Raw genomic sequence first — 16,595 nt, forward strand, 5'->3', positions numbered from 1 at the left:
CACCACTGCTATCGGTGCGGGATGGCGCGCTGCCGTCACCGCTTCGTTCAGCGTTAACTATTGGCAGCGACTGGTTAACCCCCGGTTAACCATGCCTGTTAGGAAACAAGCAAAGAATGGCGGCAACGAAAAAGGCCACCCGAAGGTGGCCTTTTGTATCATCTGGTCTGGCCGATCACTTGTAGACGATCGGCTCCGGCTCGTAGGGCACTTCGCAGACACTGCCGAACGAGTAGCGCAGACCAGCGCGCGCCTCGTGGATGTAGAAGCCTTCGTCGGAGCCCGGACCGCCACCGTTGGCGTAGCCGAACATGTCGCCATCGTCGACCTGGCGGAAGCGGTAGCCGACGTCGGCTTTGAGATTGCAGGTGAGGTCGATGGCTGTACCGGCCATCAGCGCGTAGGTAAAGCGCCACTTGCTCTCGCCGTCATGACCGGTCGTCGGGTCGCATTGACTGGGATCGGCGATGCTGCAGCTGGTGTTGCGCAGCTTGTCCCACTTGACGTGGGTGGCACCGATACCGGCACCGACGTAAGGCGTGAAGGCGCCGTAGGTGCCGATGTCGACATAGGCATTGGCCATCAGGCTCCAGGCGGAAACCGATGTGACGTCGCGCGACCGGCAAGGACCGACCACGCTGCCGCAGTTGCCCAAAGTCGAGCCAGTGAAGTCGCCGCCGCCCCAGTAGTCGGCCGTGATGTCGGCGCGCAGATAGTTGTTGAACTGGTAACCGACACCAACGCCCGCGACCCAGGAATCATCGATATCGGCCGTTTCGAAACTGGTGATGGAGCCGCCAGGCCCCCCTTGGTAGTAGTTCGCGCCGCGCAGATTGTTCCAGGCGTAACCGACATCGCCGCGCAGGTACCAGCCGCTGGTCTGGATGACTTCGACCGGCTGTTCCGGCACCGGCTCGATAGGCGGTTGATAGACATCCGCAGCAAAAGCTGCCGTGCCGCTGAGTAAGATCGCAACAACGCCACTCAAAATTCTCTTCATGGCCCACTCCAATAGATTCCGTTGCTTGGATCACCGTGAAAGCGGTGCCCAAATCCCGTTGTTGTTGTGGATAATGAGGAGCAAAGGTTAAGTTCCGATTAACTACAAACGTTTACCGCGTTTGTTAAGGAATCGGCATATTCTTGTAGTTGTCGTGCAGTTTACTGCCTGCTGCCCGAGATCACATAAGGTAGAGCTAAATAGAACGGCAGAACAACACTCTCTTTTGTCGTGATGGTTGCAGGTTCTGTTCCCCAGCGGAGTTCTAACGGGAAAATGGCCCGGGCCGCGGCGACACTACCGGGCAAAAGCAACAGGCAACGGGAAAAAAGAGGCCGGCGCTTCGCACCGGCCCTGGAGGGAAGTCGATTGGTACCGGCTTAGGCGGCGTTGCGCACGCTGCCGATGACATTGACCAGTTCGTCGACGATGCGCTCGACCTGGCCGCGATCGTCGCCTTCCGCCATCACGCGGATAAGCGGCTCCGTGCCGGACGGGCGGATCAGCAGACGACCGGATTTCGCAAGCTCCGCTTCCGCATCCGCAATCGCCTGGCGCACGGTCGCGTCTTCAAGCGGCTTGCCGGCCGAAATGCGCACGTTCTTCAGCACCTGCGGCACTGGCTCGAAGCGGTGGCAGACCTCGCTCACCGTCTTGCCCTGACGCTTGATCACCGCGAGGATCTGCAAGGCCGCAACAAGACCGTCGCCGGTGGTGCCGAAATCGGAAAGCACGATATGCCCCGACTGTTCGCCGCCGACGTTCAGTCCGTCCTGGCGCATCTGCTCGACGACATAGCGGTCGCCGACCTTGGTGCGGCGCAGGTCGATGCCGCGCCCTTTAAGGTAACGCTCGAGACCGAGATTGGACATCACGGTCGCCGCAACGGCACCGCCGCGCAGCATGCCGTCCTCGGCCCAGCTGTCGGCAATGACGGCCATCAGTTGATCGCCATCGATGACGGTACCGTTCTCGTCGACGATCAGCACGCGGTCGGCGTCGCCGTCGAGCGCGATGCCGATATCGGCGCGCACTTCATGGACCTTCTTGGAAAGAGCAGCCGGATGCGTCGAGCCGCAGTCGAGGTTGATGTTGAGGCCGTTCGGCTCCGTACCGATGGTAACGACTTCGGCACCCAGTTCCCAAAGGGCGGTCGGCGCCACCTTGTAGGCCGCGCCATTGGCGCAATCGACGGCGATCCTCAGGCCCTGCAGCGTGACATCGCGCGGCAGCGTGCGCTTGGCATGTTCGAGATAGCGATAGATGTCGCCATCGACGCGCTTCGCGCGGCCGATGTCTTCCGACTTCGCCAGCTGGCCCGAGAGATCCTGGTCGAGCAACGCCTCGATCTTCTGTTCGATGTCGTCGGAGAGCTTGTAGCCATCGGGGCCGAACAGCTTGATACCGTTGTCCTGGAAGGGATTGTGGGACGCCGAAATCATCACGCCGATATCGGCGCGCAGCGAGCGGGTGAGCATGGCCACACCCGGCGTCGGGATTGGCCCGAGCAGGAAGACGTCGAGACCGGCCGCGGTGAAGCCCGCCACCATCGCGTTTTCGAGCATGTAGCCGGAAAGACGCGTGTCCTTGCCAATCACCACCCGGTGGCGATGGGCGCCATTGCGAAAGATCGTACCGACGGCGATACCGACCCGCATCGCCAGATCCGGTGTCATCGGAAACATATTGGACTGGCCGCGAATACCGTCGGTGCCGAAATACTTGCGCTTCATAAGAGCTCCATCGTTCTGCCGGGTCAGCGCTGGCTTTGCCAGTTTCGCCTGTCTGCGGGGTGCGCGACTGGGTTTCATTGACCGGACCTCATTTCATATCGGCGGTTGCCGTACGCCTCGGATCGTCGTGCCCGCCAATGGCCATGCGATCGCAACACATGAGTCTTCTTTGACACAAAAGCGCAGCAAACGGCAGCGAGCCTAGCATCAGAAATCATTACATCCCGTTACCAAATGCCAGGTGCAAAATCGCCAACGAAAAACCGCCGCTCCACTCAAGGAACGGCGGCTTCAATACATGGCCGACAGCTGTCGGTTATTGCGGCTGCGGCTCGAACCCGCCTTCGGACTCTTCGCCCTTGCCCGCCGAGCCTTCCTTCTTGGCACCGGCCGAGGGAACGGCCGAGCCACGATGCGGCGGCGTGTCGTCGCCGAGATCACGTGCCGGCTTCTCCCCGCGGATCAGCGCCTTGATTTCTTCGCCAGTCAGCGTTTCGTATTCGAGCAACCCTTCGGCAAGCGCCACGAACTCGTGGTTCTTCTCCGTCAGGATTTTGCGCGCGGTCTCGTAGGCCTCATCGATCAGACGACGAATTTCGTTGTCGATCTTCTGGGCGGTCGCCTCCGACACGTTCTTCTGCTGAGCAACGGAGTGGCCGAGGAAGACTTCCTGCTGGTTCTCGCCATAGGAAACCTGGCCGAGCTGGTCGGAGAAGCCCCATTGCGTCACCATCGCACGGGCAAGCTTGGTGGCCTGCTCGATATCCGAGGATGCGCCCGAAGTGATGTTCTCCTTGCCGAAGGTCAGTTCTTCGGCGACGCGTCCACCCATCATGATGGCAAGACGCGAGACCATCCACTTGTAGCTCATCGAGTAGCGGTCGCCTTCCGGCAGCTGCATGACCATGCCGAGCGCGCGACCGCGCGGGATGATCGTCGCCTTGTGCAGCGGATCGGCCGAGGGAACGTTGAGCGCGAGGATCGCGTGACCGGCTTCGTGATAGGCGGTCAGCTTCTTCTCGGCCTCGGTCATCGCCGACGAACGACGCTCCGCGCCCATCATGATCTTGTCCTTGGCATCCTCGAACTCGAGCATGGTGACAAGACGCTTGTTGCGACGGGCGGCCATCAGGGCGGCCTCGTTGACGAGGTTCATGAGGTCGGCACCGGAGAAGCCGGGCGTACCACGGGCGAGCACCTTGAGATCGACGTTCGGCGCCAGCGGCACGTTGCGCACATGCACCTTGAGGATGCGTTCGCGGCCGTTGATATCCGGGTTCGGCACGACGACCTGGCGGTCGAAGCGGCCCGGACGCAGAAGGGCCGGGTCGAGAACGTCAGGACGGTTGGTCGCGGCGATCAGGATGATGCCTTCGTTGGCTTCAAAGCCGTCCATCTCGACCAGCAGCTGGTTGAGCGTCTGTTCGCGCTCGTCGTTGCCGCCGCCGAGACCGGCGCCGCGATGACGACCGACAGCGTCGATTTCGTCGATGAAGATGATGCAGGGCGCATTCTTCTTGGCCTGTTCGAACATGTCGCGCACACGGCTGGCGCCGACGCCGACGAACATTTCCACGAAGTCCGAACCGGAGATCGTGAAGAACGGCACGTTGGCTTCGCCGGCAACCGAGCGGGCCAGCAGCGTCTTACCGGTACCGGGAGGACCGACGAGCAGCACGCCGCGCGGAATGCGACCGCCGAGGCGCTGGAACTTCTGCGGGTCGCGCAGGAATTCGACGATTTCTTCCAGGTCCTGCTTGGCTTCGTCGACGCCGGCGACGTCGTCAAAGGTAACACGGCCATGCGCTTCGGTCAGAAGCTTGGCCTTGGACTTGCCAAAACCCATCGCCCCACGCGAGCCGCCCTGCATCTGGCGCATGAAGAACAGCCAGACGCCGAGGATCAGAAGCATCGGAAGCAGGGTACCGATATAGCTGAGGAACCCGGACGAACCGTCGGTTTCCGGGCGAACCGTGACCGTCACGTCCTTGGCTTCGAGGCGCTCAGTCAGCGCCGTATCGACTGATGGCGCGTAGGTCTGGAAGGTTGCGCCGCTTTCGGAATAGCTGCCGATCACTTTCGAGCCGGTGATCACGACTTCCTTGACGCGGCTCGCATCCACGTCCTTGAGGAATTGCGAGAACGGAATCTCGCGCGAGCCGGTGCGCTCCGTCGGCTGTTGGAACATGCTGAACAGCGCGATCAGCAGAAGCGCTATGATTGCCCAAAGGGCAAGATTACGAAAATTAGGGTTCATCGAACTCCCCGGAACCTGTCACGACCCGCGCATTTCGCGAGCCGCTGTCTTGCTCCCTAACATAGGGTTCTGGTGACGTATTGCCAAGGCAAACCGCCGGCTACCGTTCCATTTCTGTCAATAGATCGTGAACCGGCGGCGGAGGATAAGGCTCTCGTCCGAACAATCCGGCGATCCGATCGGCCATGATCCGGTCGAAACCCGGCAAAAAGGTGTCGTAGAGCCCGATCCGCGGCTCGATTGTGATGGATGCGACACTTTCGCCGTTCTCAGACAGGACCCTCGGCACCGTAAGCGATGCACGACCGGCAACGCCCGGTGGCAAGCCTGCGGCAATAAGTCTCTGCTGTTGTGGCCCGCCTCGGCCCTCTGCCGCGACGGAGATGGGCGCGCTTCCGCCATTTCGCACATGGAAGCGGCCATCCCATGTTGCGGTCTCGCCGCCTGCAAGCGTCAAAGTCGTCAGGCCCCGCGCCTCGCGATAGAGGTAGAGCCCGCTTGCGCGGCGGTCGAACACGCATCTTCCGGCCGTCATCCTACCGAGCGTTGTCTCTCGCAGAAACGCCGCCACCCGCTTCACCGTATCTGCGGCGGGGATATGCGCGCGGCCGCCGACCACGGCCACCAGCGCGAGCAGCGCCCGCTGCCAATCGACGTTGTCGCGATGGTCGTCGAGAGCAAGCGGGATCTCCACCACCAGGCCTGCATGCACGCGCACATGGCGGGTGATGAAGGCGGCAGCCCTTGCCGACGACTGGGCCCTGGCTCCAGCATCCCATACACCCCCTTCCGCCCGCGGTGATTGCGCCAGTTCGGCCCGGACGCGGACCCGCTCGAAGGTCGGGTTGGCGTTGCTCGGATCATCGAACCAGGTCACGTCGCGCGTCGCGAGATAGGCGCGGATCGACGCTCGGTCTAGGTCGAGGAACGGCCGCACCACCCAGATCCGGCGGTCATAAAGGGTGGCACTCGCCATGCCGGAAGCGCCCGGCCCCTGCGCCCTTTGCATCCGCATCAGGATCGTTTCGCGCTGGTCGTCGCTGGTGTGGCCGGTGACGATACAGCCGGCCTCAAGCCGCTCGGCGGCATCCGCCAGTAGCCGATAGCGCGCCTCGCGCGCCGCCGCCTGAATGCCGGTCAGCGGTTTGGGGCCATTCCAACGCTTGATGAGGTGCGGAACGCCGATGCTTGCGCAGAAGGCGGCAACGCCTTTCGCTTCCGCAGCCGATTCCGGCCGCAGGGCGTGATCGACCGTACATGCGGCCAGGGAAAATCTGTTGGGGTCGCTTGCCTCGATCGCCTCGTTCAGGGCGAGAAGCAAACCCTTGGAATCGCTCCCGCCGGAGACGGCAACGAGGATACGCATCGGGCGAAGACAGGAGGCGAGAAATCGTTTTGCCGTTTCGACAACGGCTGTCGGCGCTGGAGCCTCAGCAGCCAAAGCGGCTCTGCTCGCTCGTCACCTTCGCCTTCACCGCAGGCGAGGCCTTGGGATAGCGCTTGTTGACCTCGCCCAGCGTCGCGCAGGCGGTTTCCTTGTTGTCGAGCGCACCGAGCGACATGCCGAGCTTCAAGAGCATTTCGGGCGCCTTCGGCGATTTGCCGTGGGCCTGATGCGCGTTCAGGAAGGTCTTGGCGGCGTCGCTGTATTTGCCTTGCGAATATTGGGCTTCACCCAGCCAGAAGCTGGCATCGGCTGCCTTGTCGCCCTTCGGAAACGCGGCCAGGTAGTCGCCGAATTCCTGCTCGGCAGTGCTGTAGTCGCCCGAAAGGACATGACCGTAGGCCGACTGGTAGAGGTCGCCGGGATTGTCGAGCGATGCAGTCTGCTGGCTGCCGGGATTGCTGTTCAAGCCGCCGTCGGCCGGTGCGCCGGAATCGACGCCGGGAAGCGTGGCGTTTGCGCCCGGCCGCCCATCCGTCGTCGCTGCGACCGGATTGCCGTTCTCGTCGAACACGATCTGTCCGAGTGTCGACGGCGGGGCCGCGCCGTTGCCGCCCAGGCTTCCTCCGGGCGAAACGCCCGAAGACGCCATGTCGTTGCCGCCGGCTGCGGGCGCCATGGTCTGGCTATCCGTCACCCCCGGGGTGACGGACGCCTGATCGCTGGTTTTCGGCGTCTGCAGAGCGCCGCTCTTCTTGGGGGAGGCCTTACCGCTTTCCAGATCCTGGAAGCGGAACTCGTTGTCCTCCTGGAACTTCCGGATCTGCTCCTGCATCTGCAAGAGCTGGAAGCTCATTTCCTCGATACGCCCGTTAAGCGAGCGGATCTGTTCTTCGAGCTGGCCAATCCGTGCGGTTTCGGCCGACTGCACCTTTACGACGGGCAGGTTCTGCGCGCCGCTGTTGGTCTCAGTCGTTCGGGCCAGCAGCCCTGAAAGAGGCATGGCGTTCGCCGTCTGGCCGAGACCCGCAAGGGTCGCAAGACCGATCAGGCCCGCCACGACAAATTTCTTCATTTCATTTGTCCTGTTCGAATACCGGTTGTCCCACCCTTGACCAGGGGCCCGCAATACATCTCGCCGAGTCATCTGGGTGATTGCCGCACAGTTTTCCAATTGCCCTGAAAAAGCAACGGAGTTCGGCCAAAGTGTGGTAAAAAAGCAAAGGGCGGCCAAGGGCCGCCCTTTTAATTTAGCGATCTGTGATCTCCGGAACACGCAACGCCTCCTGGGATCAAGTCGTGATTGCGGGCCACACAATGCGCGCGGCCGCGGCATCATTACATGCCGGCGCCACCGAGAACGGTAACGGCGCGGCGGTTCTGCGACCAGCAGGAAATGTCGTCGCAAACGGCGACCGGCTTTTCCTTGCCGTAGGAGATCGTCTTCATGCGGTTCGACGGAACGCCCTGGCTGATCAGGTAGTCGCGGGTCGAGGCCGCACGGCGGGCGCCGAGCGCCAGGTTGTACTCGCGCGTGCCGCGTTCGTCGGCATGGCCTTCGATGGTGATCGCGTAGTTCGGGTACTTGGCAAGCCACTGGGCCTGACGAGCGAGCGTCTGCTGCGCGTCGGCGCGGATAGAGGTGGAGTCGGTGTCAAAGAAGATGCGGTCGCCGACATTGACGGTGAAGTCCTGCTGCGAGCCCGGCGTTGCCGAACCGGCGCCACCGAGACCGAGTTCGCCAGCGCTGCCCGGCAGGTTCTTCTTCGATGCACAGCCAGCCAGGGCAAGCGTCATGACCAGGGCGATCATGACCGGGTTGCGAGCGATGGTCTGCATGCGGCCTGCGGCCGGGGTGTCAATTCGGCTCATACGCCGGTCTCCTTGAGAAGTGTCTGAATTCACGGTTGCCAGACTGTAACCGGAAGCGGTTAATCGCTATTCAACAGTTATGGTTAACAAATCGATAATTTCGGCTCGGGCCCTGCTAGACCAGCACTTTGCGGCGAGAAAGCGGCATCATTGCCACATTTTCCCGCCGCAAATCGGATCAGCCTGCAGCGGGATCAGGAAAAAAGGAGGCGGCTTTCCGCCGGCCTCCCGCCCTTAAGCGGACGAGAGGGCGATCACGTTACTGGCTTTGGATCGGGCGACCCAAAGCCACGTGAACTACTCGAGCAGCGGCGACCAGGCCGGGTCCGATGCGAAGCCCTGCGTCTGGATCAGTTGCTCGTTGTAACCCGACAGATCGATCGAATAGAGCTGCGGTCCGCCGGAACCGGCGCCCTGGCGGAAGAACATCAGGACACGGCCGTTCGGCGCCCAGGTCGGGCCTTCGTTGTGGAAGCCGGTGGTCAGGATACGTTCGCCCGAACCGTCGGTCTTCATCACGCCGATCGAGAACTTGCCGCCCGACTGCTTGGTGAAGGCGATGAGGTCGCCACGCGGAGACCAGACCGGCGTCGAATAGGAGCCGTCGCCGAAGGAGATGCGGCGCTGGCCGGAGCCGTCGGCACCCATGACGTAGATTTGCTGGCGGCCACCGCGGTCGCTTTCAAAGGCGATCTGGCTGCCATCCGGCGAATAGGACGGGGCGGTATCGATCGCGGCGGTGTTGGTCAGGCGCGTCGTGGTCCGCGAGCGCAGGTCCATTGTGTAGATGTTGGCGTTGCCGTCCTGCTGCAGGCTCATGATGACCCGCTGGCCATCCGGCGAGAAGCGCGGCGAGAAGGTCATGCCGGGGAAATTGCCGACGACCTCGCGCTGTCCGGTTTCCAGCTGCAGCAGGTAAACGCGCGGCTGCTGGTTTTCGAACGACATGTAGGTGACTTCCTGGCGGTTCGGCGAGAAGCGCGGCGTCAGAACGATGTCGTTGGAATTGGTGAGCGCACGGGCGTTGAAGCCGTCCTGGTCCATGATGGCGAGCTGACGCTTGCGTGCCGTCTTCGGGCCGCTCTCGGCGACATAGACGATGCGGGTGTCGAAGTAGCCCTTTTCACCGGTGACGCTCTGATAGATGGCGTCGGCGATGATGTGGGCCACGCGGCGCCAGTTTTCCGGCTGGGTGAAGAACTGCTGGCCGGTCATCTGCTTGTTACCGAACGTATCCCACAGGCGGAACTCGGCCTTCAGCCTGCCGTCGCCTTCCTGCGTCACGCGGCCGGTGACGAGCGCCTGCGCGTTGATGACCTTCCAGTCCTCGAAACGCGGCGTCGCATCCGGATTGCTGATCTTCTCGATGAACGCTCCCTTGTTGATCGGCGCGAACAGGCCCGAACGCTTCAGGTCCGCCGCAACCACGTCCGAAATCTTCTGGCCGAGTTCGCCCTGGAGAAAGTCCGTGACAGCGATCGGCAGCGGTTCGACGTTGCCCTTGTTGATGTTGATTTCAACTTCAGCATTTGCCGGTGTCACCGCCGCCACGACGGCGGCTAACATGCCCGCGGCCACCATCAGGGCGCGGAAAAGAGAGACCTTGATCATAGGGACAAGCCTTTCAGCTTCGTACGAAGGGTTTGCAGGGGTGGTTTGCTATCCGGCATGGGTTCCAATCCCGGCAGCTCTAGAGTGCGAATTCCGAGGGGTCGAAATTCAGCACGAGGGTATTCCATCCTTTTTCGCCCTCATATTTTTCAGGCGGGAGGTTCTGTAGCGGGGCCGAACGGCGGATCGCGCGCAAGGTGCTGCTTTCAACGGCACGGCGCGTACCTTCCGGACCGCCGGTTGCGGTAACCTCGGGTGTGCCGACGATATTGCCGGCGGGATCCAGCTGCACGCGCACCGTGACACGCACTTCCTCGACGCCGGTCAGGCCTGGCGTCAGCGACCAGTTGCCCTGGATCTGGCCCTTGACGCCATCGATCTCGTTGGCGCTCAAGCCCACACCAATGGTTTTCTTGCCGCCGAGCGCCGCTTCCTGTGTCGAGCGCTTGGCACCACCGGCGGAGGGATCCTGCCGGTTGAGAAGGGCGGCGATCTCGTCGGCGTTGAACTTGCTTTCCTCGGTGGAGGCAGCTTTCTTCTGTTCCTTCGGCGTCGCCTCGTTCTTGCGGTCTGGCGTCTTGGCGCTCTGGGCGGGCTTTTCGACCTTCGGCTTTGCCGCCGGCGTCGGCACCTTCTCAGGCAGCGCTTCGGCTTCCGGGTTCTCGGCCGGCTTTTCCTCGGCGGGTGCCGGCTCCGGCTTCGTCTCCGGCTTCACTTCCTGCTTCGGTTCGGGCAGGGCGGCAACTTCGGTCGCAGGTTCGGAGGCGGGCTTGGATTCCTCGACTTTCTTGATCTCTTGCTCGACCGGATCGGGCGTCGGCTCGGGCTTCTCGTTCTTTTCCGGAGAGGCCGTGGCTTCGCTCTTCGACGGCTTGGCGTTCGGCGTCGGCGGCGTCTTCAGGTCGGTATCGTTGTCGCCGATGTTTTCGGCAGGCTGGTTGGTCTCCGGCCGCTTGGTCGGAACCGGCGACGAGGTCTCCTTCTTCGGCGCCTTCTTGTCGCCCTGCTGAACCTGCGTCATCTCCGAATAGGGAACGATGTCGACAGGCAAAGCCTCGACGTCGGCGACCTGGAAGTCAGCCGGGCTGCCAAGCGACACCAGCGCCCAGGTCAAGACCATGGCGTGGAGGACAGCAGATGTAGCGAGACTGCCCTTCATCGTGGACGATCACTTTTCCTGTTCTTGCAGCGTGACGAGGCCGAGGTTCTTGAAACCGGCGGCCGAGATGCGGGCCATGACCTTCATGACCGTGCCGTAGTCGGCATTGGTGTCACCGCGCACATAGATGCGCTCGTTGTAGCCGGTGGTGGCGATCGCCTCGAGCTTCGGCACCACTTCGTCGATGGCGATCGCGGTTTCCTGCAGGTAGATCTCGCCTGCCGGGTTGACCGAGACAGTGATCGGCTGCGTATCGGAATTGAGCGCCTTTGCCTGCGTTTCCGGCAGATCGATCGGCACGCCGACCGTCATCATCGGTGCTGCCACCATGAAGATGATCAGGAGCACGAGCATGACGTCGACGAACGGCGTCACGTTGATCTCGCTCATCATGGCTTTCTTGCCGCCGCGGCGACGACGTCCGCCACCCGAACCCTTGGCTCCGCCAACCGACATACCCATCAGCGTGGTCTCCGTACTCTCTGGCGATTACTGCGCGGCCTGGCGCGGGTTCTGCAGCTTCTCGTCGATCTGCCGCGACAGGATGGCGGAGAATTCGTCGGCGAAAGCTTCCATGCGTGCCGACAGCTTGCCGGCGTCGGCCGAGAACTTGTTGTAGGCGATAACCGCGGGGATAGCGGCGAGCAGGCCGATCGCGGTGGCGAGCAGTGCTTCGGCGATACCGGGCGCCACGACCGCAAGGTTGGTCGACTTCGAACCGGCGATCGCCTGGAACGAGGTCATGATACCGACGACCGTACCGAAAAGGCCGATGAACGGGGCGGCCGAACCGATGGTCGCGAGCGAGCCGAGACGGGCTTCCAGCGATTCCGATTCCCGGGCGAGCGTCACGTCCATGGCGCGGTCGATACGCATCTGCAGGCCGATCGGCGAACGGGCGCCGCGCTCGAAGCTCTTCTTCCATTCGCGCATGGCGGACACGAAGATCGCACCCATGCCGGCCGTCTGGCGGTCGGCGAGCGTGCGGTAGAGTTCTTCCAGCGACTGGCCGGACCAGAACACCTGCTCGAAGCTGTCGAGCTGGCGGCGGACGCGGCCGTAGTTCAGCGTCTTGTCGACGACGATCGCCCAGGTCCAGACGGAGGCTGCGACCAGCCCCAGCATGACCAGCTTCACGACGAAGCCCGCTTGCATGAATAGCGACCAAAGGCTCACATCGTGTGTTGCCGCGGCCAATCCAACCTGTTCCATCGTCTTCAGTCCCCGAATCCAAACACCCGGCAAGAGCGGTTCATGCTCGTGACCGGGTAGCCCAAACGTCCTGTTTGCAAGAGTGCCCGGCACCGCCGCAGATCGCACCATCGCGACCTTAATTAGCTTTAGGTTGCCTTCTTGCCGTCAATTTTGGTCAAAGGATGACGTGCACTGCACAAATCCTGATGCGATGATTAAGACACCATTATGGTTAAGAGACCGTTACCGTCGTGTGTCTTTGCAGTATCACCCGGCGGTCGGAACTTAGCGTTGCCGAGTACGTTCCTAGGGATGGCCCAGCGAACGACAGGACAACGAAGCGAAGGAAAGTCCTCACCGGACTTTGATCCCCGGGACCGATTGATCCTCGCCCTTTACGCCGAGCTCAAGGCCGAGCGGGAAACCCGCGCCGCCCTGGAGGACGCACTCGCCCACGGCGTCGTGTCGCTGGAAATCCTCCAGGCCATCATCTCCGATCCAGTTCCCGTGGTGACCGAGGAGGACATTGTTCGCATCGAACGGGTCCTCGCCCTCGATGCGGCCAGGTCCGCTATTCTGGCTAAGGACGCGCCGACCGTCCGGGGTCTCCGTGGAGGCGGGTGATGGCGTCCCTTCGCAGCCCGCTTGCCGAATACAACAAACGCCGCAACTTCGGCGAGACGCGCGAACCAAAGGGCAAGCTTGGTCGCGGCCGGTCCGGCCGCATGCGCTTTCTCGTGCAGAAGCATGACGCCACCCGGCTCCACTACGACTTGCGGCTGGAATGGGACGGTGTCTTGAAGAGCTGGGCGGTCACCCGCGGACCAAGCCTCAATCCGGAAGACAAACGACTTGCCGTGAGAACCGAGGATCATCCGCTGGCCTATGGCGATTTCGAAGGCACAATCCCCGAAAAGCAATATGGCGGCGGCACCGTCATGTTGTGGGACAGCGGCTGGTGGGAGCCGGAAAACGATCCGGACGAGGGCTTGCGCGAGGGCAAGCTGACATTCCATCTTCACGGTCAGCGGATGCAAGGCGGGTGGGCATTGGTGCGGATGCGGTCACGCCCCGGTGAAAAGCGCGAGAACTGGCTGCTGATCAAGGAGGGTGACGAAATTGCCGCCGAGGATGGCGACGTTCTGCTGGAGGACCATCTGACGAGCGTCAGCACCGGCCGCACCATGGCCGAGATTGCCGATGGGAAGGGCGAACGCAAGAAGCATGTCTGGACCTCCAAGGGGGAGGACAAGGAGGCGAAGGCCGTGACAGTCAAAACATCCAAAACCGCAACGAAGCCCAAGGACAGAGCAGCAAAGCCGGCAAAGGCGAAGCAAGCCATGTCGGACGAAACCGTGCTTGGGGTGCGCATCACCCATCCGGATCGCGTCCTGTTTGCCGACCAGGGCATCAGCAAGCTCGATCTCGCCCGCTACTACGCCGTCGTCGCCGATCGCATATTGCCCCATGCGGCCGAGCGTCTCCTGTCGCTCGTGCGTGCGCCGCAGGGCGTGAAGGGTCCGCGCTTCTACCAGAAACATGCGAGCGACGGTTTTCCCGACGAGATCAAGGAAGTCCCCGTCGAGGAAAGCTCCGGCGAAACGGAAAGCTACATGTATGTGCGCGACGCCAAGGGGCTGGTCGCTGCGGTCCAGATGGGCACGCTGGAGTTCCATATCTGGGGATCGCATGTCGACAAGCTGGAGATCCCCGATCGACTGGTCTTCGACCTTGATCCTGACGAGGGTCTCGACTTCGAGATGGTCAAAGGTGCGGCCGTGGCCTTGCGCGATGCGCTCGACGAGATCGGGCTGAAATCGGCTCCGATGGTCACGGGCGGCAAGGGCGTCCATGTCATCGTGCCGCTGACGGCCCGCGCCAGCTGGCCGGAAGCCAAGGCCTTCGCCAAGACCTTTGCGCAAGGTTTCGCCGATCGCGAACCGGACCGGTTCATCGCCACTATGTCGAAGGAAAAGCGCAAAGGACGCATCTTCATCGACTGGATGAGGAATGAGCGCGGCGCAACCGCCATTGCCCCCTACTCGACCCGGGCGCGCGCTGACGGACCGGTGGCGACGCCCATCAACTGGGATGAACTTGCCGATCTCAAGTCGGCCAACAGCTTCCACATCCCGGACATCCTCGAGCGGATCGAAAATGGCGCAGACCCCTGGCAGGATGTGTCCAAGATCAGGCAATCCCTGACCAAGACGATCCTGGGCAAAATCGGCGTGAACGAGGCGGACTAGGCCGCCGACGCCCCGCGCAATCCCTCGATCCACGAACGTAATGCCGTCCCGATCGCGTGCGGATGATCCTCCTGCAGGTAGTGCGCGCCCGCGCCGAGTTTCACCAGGCGGCAATTCGCAAGCTCGTCGGCATAAGCTTCCGCCTCCGCCGGCGAGATGAGCGCACCAGGGTCGCCCGAGAACAATAGCTTGGGATATCCTGAGGCGCGAAGCGTGGCGTGATCTGCCGTACTGATAGCGTAGAACTCAGAAGGCGCGCCCTCGATCGGCAGTTCACGCGGCAGGCGCAGCACGGGGCGGCGGGAAGATGGATTCGGAAACGGTGCCCGATAAGCAGCCATTTCCTCGTCGTTCAGTTGACGCAGGATCGCGTTCGGTACGACCCGTTCGATGAAGACGTTTTCCTCCAGGATCAGCCGCTCGCCGACGCCTTTAGTTCGGAACGCCCTGAACAGTTCGCGGGCCTGAGGCTTTTGATGAAACGCCTCATAAGTTTCAGCCGGCCGGATATATTCCATGAAGGCGAGGCCGAGCACCTTCTCCGGATTGAGTGCGGCAAAGTGGAAGGCAAGCGCTGTTCCCCAATCCTGCGCGACCAGGAAAAGTGGACCGGGGGCGACCTTTTCGATGAAGGCTTCGAGATAGCGGAACTGGTCGAGGAAGGTGTAGTCGATGTCGGGCTTGTCGGATTGGCCATAGCCGATCAGATCCGGTGCAACGCAGCGCCCGACCGGTGTCACATGCGGCAAGATGTTCCGCCAGATATAGGACGACGTCGGGTTGCCGTGGAGAAACAGGACCGTCGGTCCCGTGCCTTTTTCGATATAGGCCATCGACGATCCGAAAATGTCGACGAATGACTTGCCCGCTGCAAATGCCTCTTCACGCATGCTTCCCTCCATCAAACACGGTTGAAAAAACGATCGTCCTGAACGTTGCAAGCGGCGCCGGGCTGCGATCGACCTTCATGCGCAGCATGGCCCCCTGCCAGGCGCTGAGCAGGAAGTCGGCAAGCTCGGCCGCCGAGCCGAGCGGAGCGATTTCGCCCTTCTCCAGCCCTTCGGCGATGCAGGCCTCGAAGGGACCGCGCCAGATCGCAAAGAGTTTCGACAGATGTGCCCTGAGCCGTTCATTGTCGAAGGAGGCTTCGAGGCTGAGATTGCCGATCATGCAGCCGCGGCTGTAGTCGGCGTCAGCCAGCTTGCCGGTGATGAGGTCGATGTAGCGACGCAACCGGTCGACGGAGCGCACGCTTCTGTCGCCAAGCGCCTCTTCCACGAGGCCCGAGACATAGGCGAAGTAGCGATCGAGCACCTCGATGACGAAGTCTTCCTTGGACGTGAAGTGATTGGTGAAGGACCCAGGACGGGCGCCCGCAGCCTCGACGATGTCGCGTACGCCGGTCCCGGCGTAGCCTGTGTTCCATACGAGCTGATCGCCCGCCTTCAGAAGATTTTCGCGTATCGATTTTCTGGACATGGCGAAATAATACGTACGTACGTATTATTGTCAATGCACTGAATCGAATGCAGTGAAAACGCGCGTCCACCAACGAAAAACGCCCCTGGAAGGGGCGCCGTGTCTCCGTGCGACTGAAGGAGAGCTCTAGCCCGCGCTCTCCTTCGCATGATGGAATTTGTAGGCGAGCGCCTCGGGCAGCCGCCGTGGCCGACCCTGGCCGTTGATCACGGCGATGATCACCTTGGCGGCGATCAGCAACTGCTCGCCGCGGCGGATCTCCTGCTGCAGCACCATCTTGGCGCCGCCGGCCTTCTCGGTGACGGTGGTAATCGTCAGGATGTCATCCATGCGCGCCGGCAGCTTGAAATCGATCTCCATGCGATGAACGACGAAGACGAGGCCTTCGCTGTCGCCCTCGATCGCCAGCGTTGCCTGCTCGACGCCGAGCAGCCGCAGGAAATCGGTACGGGCGCGCTCCATGAAATGCAGGTAGCGGGCGTGATAGACGACGCCGGAAAAGTCGGTGTCTTCGTAATAGACGCGCTGGATCAGCTGATGGCCGTTTTCGGTCAGTTCGCCTGCGAGCGAAATCAGGGACATACTTTTCTCCGAAAGAATTTCCCGTTTCCTGTGCAGGAACAAAAAGCCGTTTGCAAGCATTGCAGCCTTGTCACA

Annotated in this window: 15 protein-coding genes; 2 read left to right on the plus strand and 13 right to left on the minus strand. The window is 62.1% G+C overall.

The features are described 5' to 3' along the window. Window positions 1–175: 175 nt before the first annotated feature. The 10 genes from IB263_RS19160 to tolQ form a co-directional block, all read right to left on the minus strand. The gene (locus IB263_RS19160; protein WP_192438868.1) at window positions 176–1,000 is read right to left on the minus strand and encodes an outer membrane protein; all 825 of its coding nucleotides are present in this window, start codon (window positions 998–1,000) and stop codon (window positions 176–178) included. Between the two features lie 380 nt (window positions 1,001–1,380). Continuing rightward, complete coding sequence (glmM, locus tag IB263_RS19165; RefSeq protein WP_060518576.1) at window positions 1,381–2,733, minus strand: phosphoglucosamine mutase; 1,353 nt, start codon at window positions 2,731–2,733, stop codon at window positions 1,381–1,383. A gap of 316 nt (window positions 2,734–3,049) precedes the next feature. Further along, window positions 3,050–4,990, minus strand: coding sequence for an ATP-dependent zinc metalloprotease FtsH (gene ftsH, locus IB263_RS19170; protein WP_034806263.1), 1,941 nt, complete (start codon window positions 4,988–4,990; stop codon window positions 3,050–3,052). A 100-nt stretch (window positions 4,991–5,090) separates the two neighbouring features. Continuing rightward, window positions 5,091–6,356 carry a tRNA lysidine(34) synthetase TilS gene (gene tilS / locus IB263_RS19175; protein ID WP_192438935.1) on the minus strand — a complete coding sequence of 422 codons (1,266 nt, stop codon included), beginning with the start codon at window positions 6,354–6,356 and terminating at the stop codon, window positions 5,091–5,093. A gap of 64 nt (window positions 6,357–6,420) precedes the next feature. Next, the gene (gene ybgF, locus IB263_RS19180) at window positions 6,421–7,449 is read right to left on the minus strand and encodes a tol-pal system protein YbgF (RefSeq protein WP_112771807.1); all 1,029 of its coding nucleotides are present in this window, start codon (window positions 7,447–7,449) and stop codon (window positions 6,421–6,423) included. A 263-nt stretch (window positions 7,450–7,712) separates the two neighbouring features. Then, window positions 7,713–8,246 carry a peptidoglycan-associated lipoprotein Pal gene (pal, locus tag IB263_RS19185; RefSeq protein ID WP_034806256.1) on the minus strand — a complete coding sequence of 178 codons (534 nt, stop codon included), beginning with the start codon at window positions 8,244–8,246 and terminating at the stop codon, window positions 7,713–7,715. Window positions 8,247–8,543: 297 nt separating this feature from the next. Continuing rightward, window positions 8,544–9,857 (minus strand): Tol-Pal system beta propeller repeat protein TolB, encoded by a 1,314-nt coding sequence (gene tolB / locus IB263_RS19190; RefSeq protein ID WP_034806253.1) that lies wholly within the window; start codon window positions 9,855–9,857, stop codon window positions 8,544–8,546. A 79-nt stretch (window positions 9,858–9,936) separates the two neighbouring features. After that, complete coding sequence (locus IB263_RS19195) at window positions 9,937–11,016, minus strand: hypothetical protein (RefSeq protein ID WP_034806249.1); 1,080 nt, start codon at window positions 11,014–11,016, stop codon at window positions 9,937–9,939. Window positions 11,017–11,025: 9 nt separating this feature from the next. After that, the gene (tolR, locus tag IB263_RS19200) at window positions 11,026–11,478 is read right to left on the minus strand and encodes a protein TolR (protein ID WP_034806246.1); all 453 of its coding nucleotides are present in this window, start codon (window positions 11,476–11,478) and stop codon (window positions 11,026–11,028) included. Between the two features lie 27 nt (window positions 11,479–11,505). Beyond that, complete coding sequence (tolQ, locus tag IB263_RS19205) at window positions 11,506–12,228, minus strand: protein TolQ (RefSeq protein ID WP_034806243.1); 723 nt, start codon at window positions 12,226–12,228, stop codon at window positions 11,506–11,508. A 294-nt stretch (window positions 12,229–12,522) separates the two neighbouring features. Between tolQ and IB263_RS19210 the strand changes: the two genes are divergently transcribed. Together IB263_RS19210 and ligD are read left to right on the plus strand one after the other, a co-directional pair. After that, window positions 12,523–12,834 (plus strand): hypothetical protein, encoded by a 312-nt coding sequence (locus IB263_RS19210; RefSeq protein ID WP_089044560.1) that lies wholly within the window; start codon window positions 12,523–12,525, stop codon window positions 12,832–12,834. Then, complete coding sequence (gene ligD, locus IB263_RS19215) at window positions 12,834–14,459, plus strand: non-homologous end-joining DNA ligase (RefSeq protein WP_192438869.1); 1,626 nt, start codon at window positions 12,834–12,836, stop codon at window positions 14,457–14,459. The genes IB263_RS19210 and ligD overlap by 1 nt, the downstream gene beginning before the upstream one ends. Here the strand turns inward: ligD and IB263_RS19220 are convergent. The 3 genes from IB263_RS19220 to ybgC form a co-directional block, all read right to left on the minus strand. Next, window positions 14,456–15,349, minus strand: a complete 894-nt coding sequence (locus IB263_RS19220) for a haloalkane dehalogenase (protein ID WP_192438870.1) — start codon at window positions 15,347–15,349, stop codon at window positions 14,456–14,458. The two genes, ligD and IB263_RS19220, sit on opposite strands and share 4 nt — an antisense overlap. Further along, window positions 15,342–15,938: a TetR/AcrR family transcriptional regulator gene (locus IB263_RS19225; protein WP_192438871.1), complete on the minus strand. Its 597-nt coding sequence runs from the start codon at window positions 15,936–15,938 to the stop codon at window positions 15,342–15,344. The genes IB263_RS19220 and IB263_RS19225 overlap by 8 nt, the downstream gene beginning before the upstream one ends. A 126-nt stretch (window positions 15,939–16,064) precedes the next feature. Then, the gene (gene ybgC / locus IB263_RS19230; protein WP_034806232.1) at window positions 16,065–16,520 is read right to left on the minus strand and encodes a tol-pal system-associated acyl-CoA thioesterase; all 456 of its coding nucleotides are present in this window, start codon (window positions 16,518–16,520) and stop codon (window positions 16,065–16,067) included. Between the last annotated feature and the right edge of the window lie 75 nt (window positions 16,521–16,595).

Source organism: Ensifer sp. ENS03, assembly GCF_014852035.1.
GTDB lineage: Bacteria > Pseudomonadota > Alphaproteobacteria > Rhizobiales > Rhizobiaceae > Ensifer > Ensifer adhaerens.

Coding starts and splice junctions, on each gene's coding strand:
- IB263_RS19160 (WP_192438868.1), bottom strand. CDS start 1,000: ATGAAGAGAATTTTGAGTGGCGTTGTTGCGATCTTACTCAGCGGCACG.
- glmM (WP_060518576.1), bottom strand. CDS start 2,733: ATGAAGCGCAAGTATTTCGGCACCGACGGTATTCGCGGCCAGTCCAAT.
- ftsH (WP_034806263.1), bottom strand. CDS start 4,990: ATGAACCCTAATTTTCGTAATCTTGCCCTTTGGGCAATCATAGCGCTT.
- tilS (WP_192438935.1), bottom strand. CDS start 6,356: ATGCGTATCCTCGTTGCCGTCTCCGGCGGGAGCGATTCCAAGGGTTTG.
- ybgF (WP_112771807.1), bottom strand. CDS start 7,449: ATGAAGAAATTTGTCGTGGCGGGCCTGATCGGTCTTGCGACCCTTGCG.
- pal (WP_034806256.1), bottom strand. CDS start 8,246: ATGAGCCGAATTGACACCCCGGCCGCAGGCCGCATGCAGACCATCGCT.
- tolB (WP_034806253.1), bottom strand. CDS start 9,857: ATGATCAAGGTCTCTCTTTTCCGCGCCCTGATGGTGGCCGCGGGCATG.
- IB263_RS19195 (WP_034806249.1), bottom strand. CDS start 11,016: ATGAAGGGCAGTCTCGCTACATCTGCTGTCCTCCACGCCATGGTCTTG.
- tolR (WP_034806246.1), bottom strand. CDS start 11,478: ATGGGTATGTCGGTTGGCGGAGCCAAGGGTTCGGGTGGCGGACGTCGT.
- tolQ (WP_034806243.1), bottom strand. CDS start 12,228: ATGGAACAGGTTGGATTGGCCGCGGCAACACACGATGTGAGCCTTTGG.
- IB263_RS19210 (WP_089044560.1), top strand. CDS start 12,523: ATGGCCCAGCGAACGACAGGACAACGAAGCGAAGGAAAGTCCTCACCG.
- ligD (WP_192438869.1), top strand. CDS start 12,834: ATGGCGTCCCTTCGCAGCCCGCTTGCCGAATACAACAAACGCCGCAAC.
- IB263_RS19220 (WP_192438870.1), bottom strand. CDS start 15,349: ATGCGTGAAGAGGCATTTGCAGCGGGCAAGTCATTCGTCGACATTTTC.
- IB263_RS19225 (WP_192438871.1), bottom strand. CDS start 15,938: ATGTCCAGAAAATCGATACGCGAAAATCTTCTGAAGGCGGGCGATCAG.
- ybgC (WP_034806232.1), bottom strand. CDS start 16,520: ATGTCCCTGATTTCGCTCGCAGGCGAACTGACCGAAAACGGCCATCAG.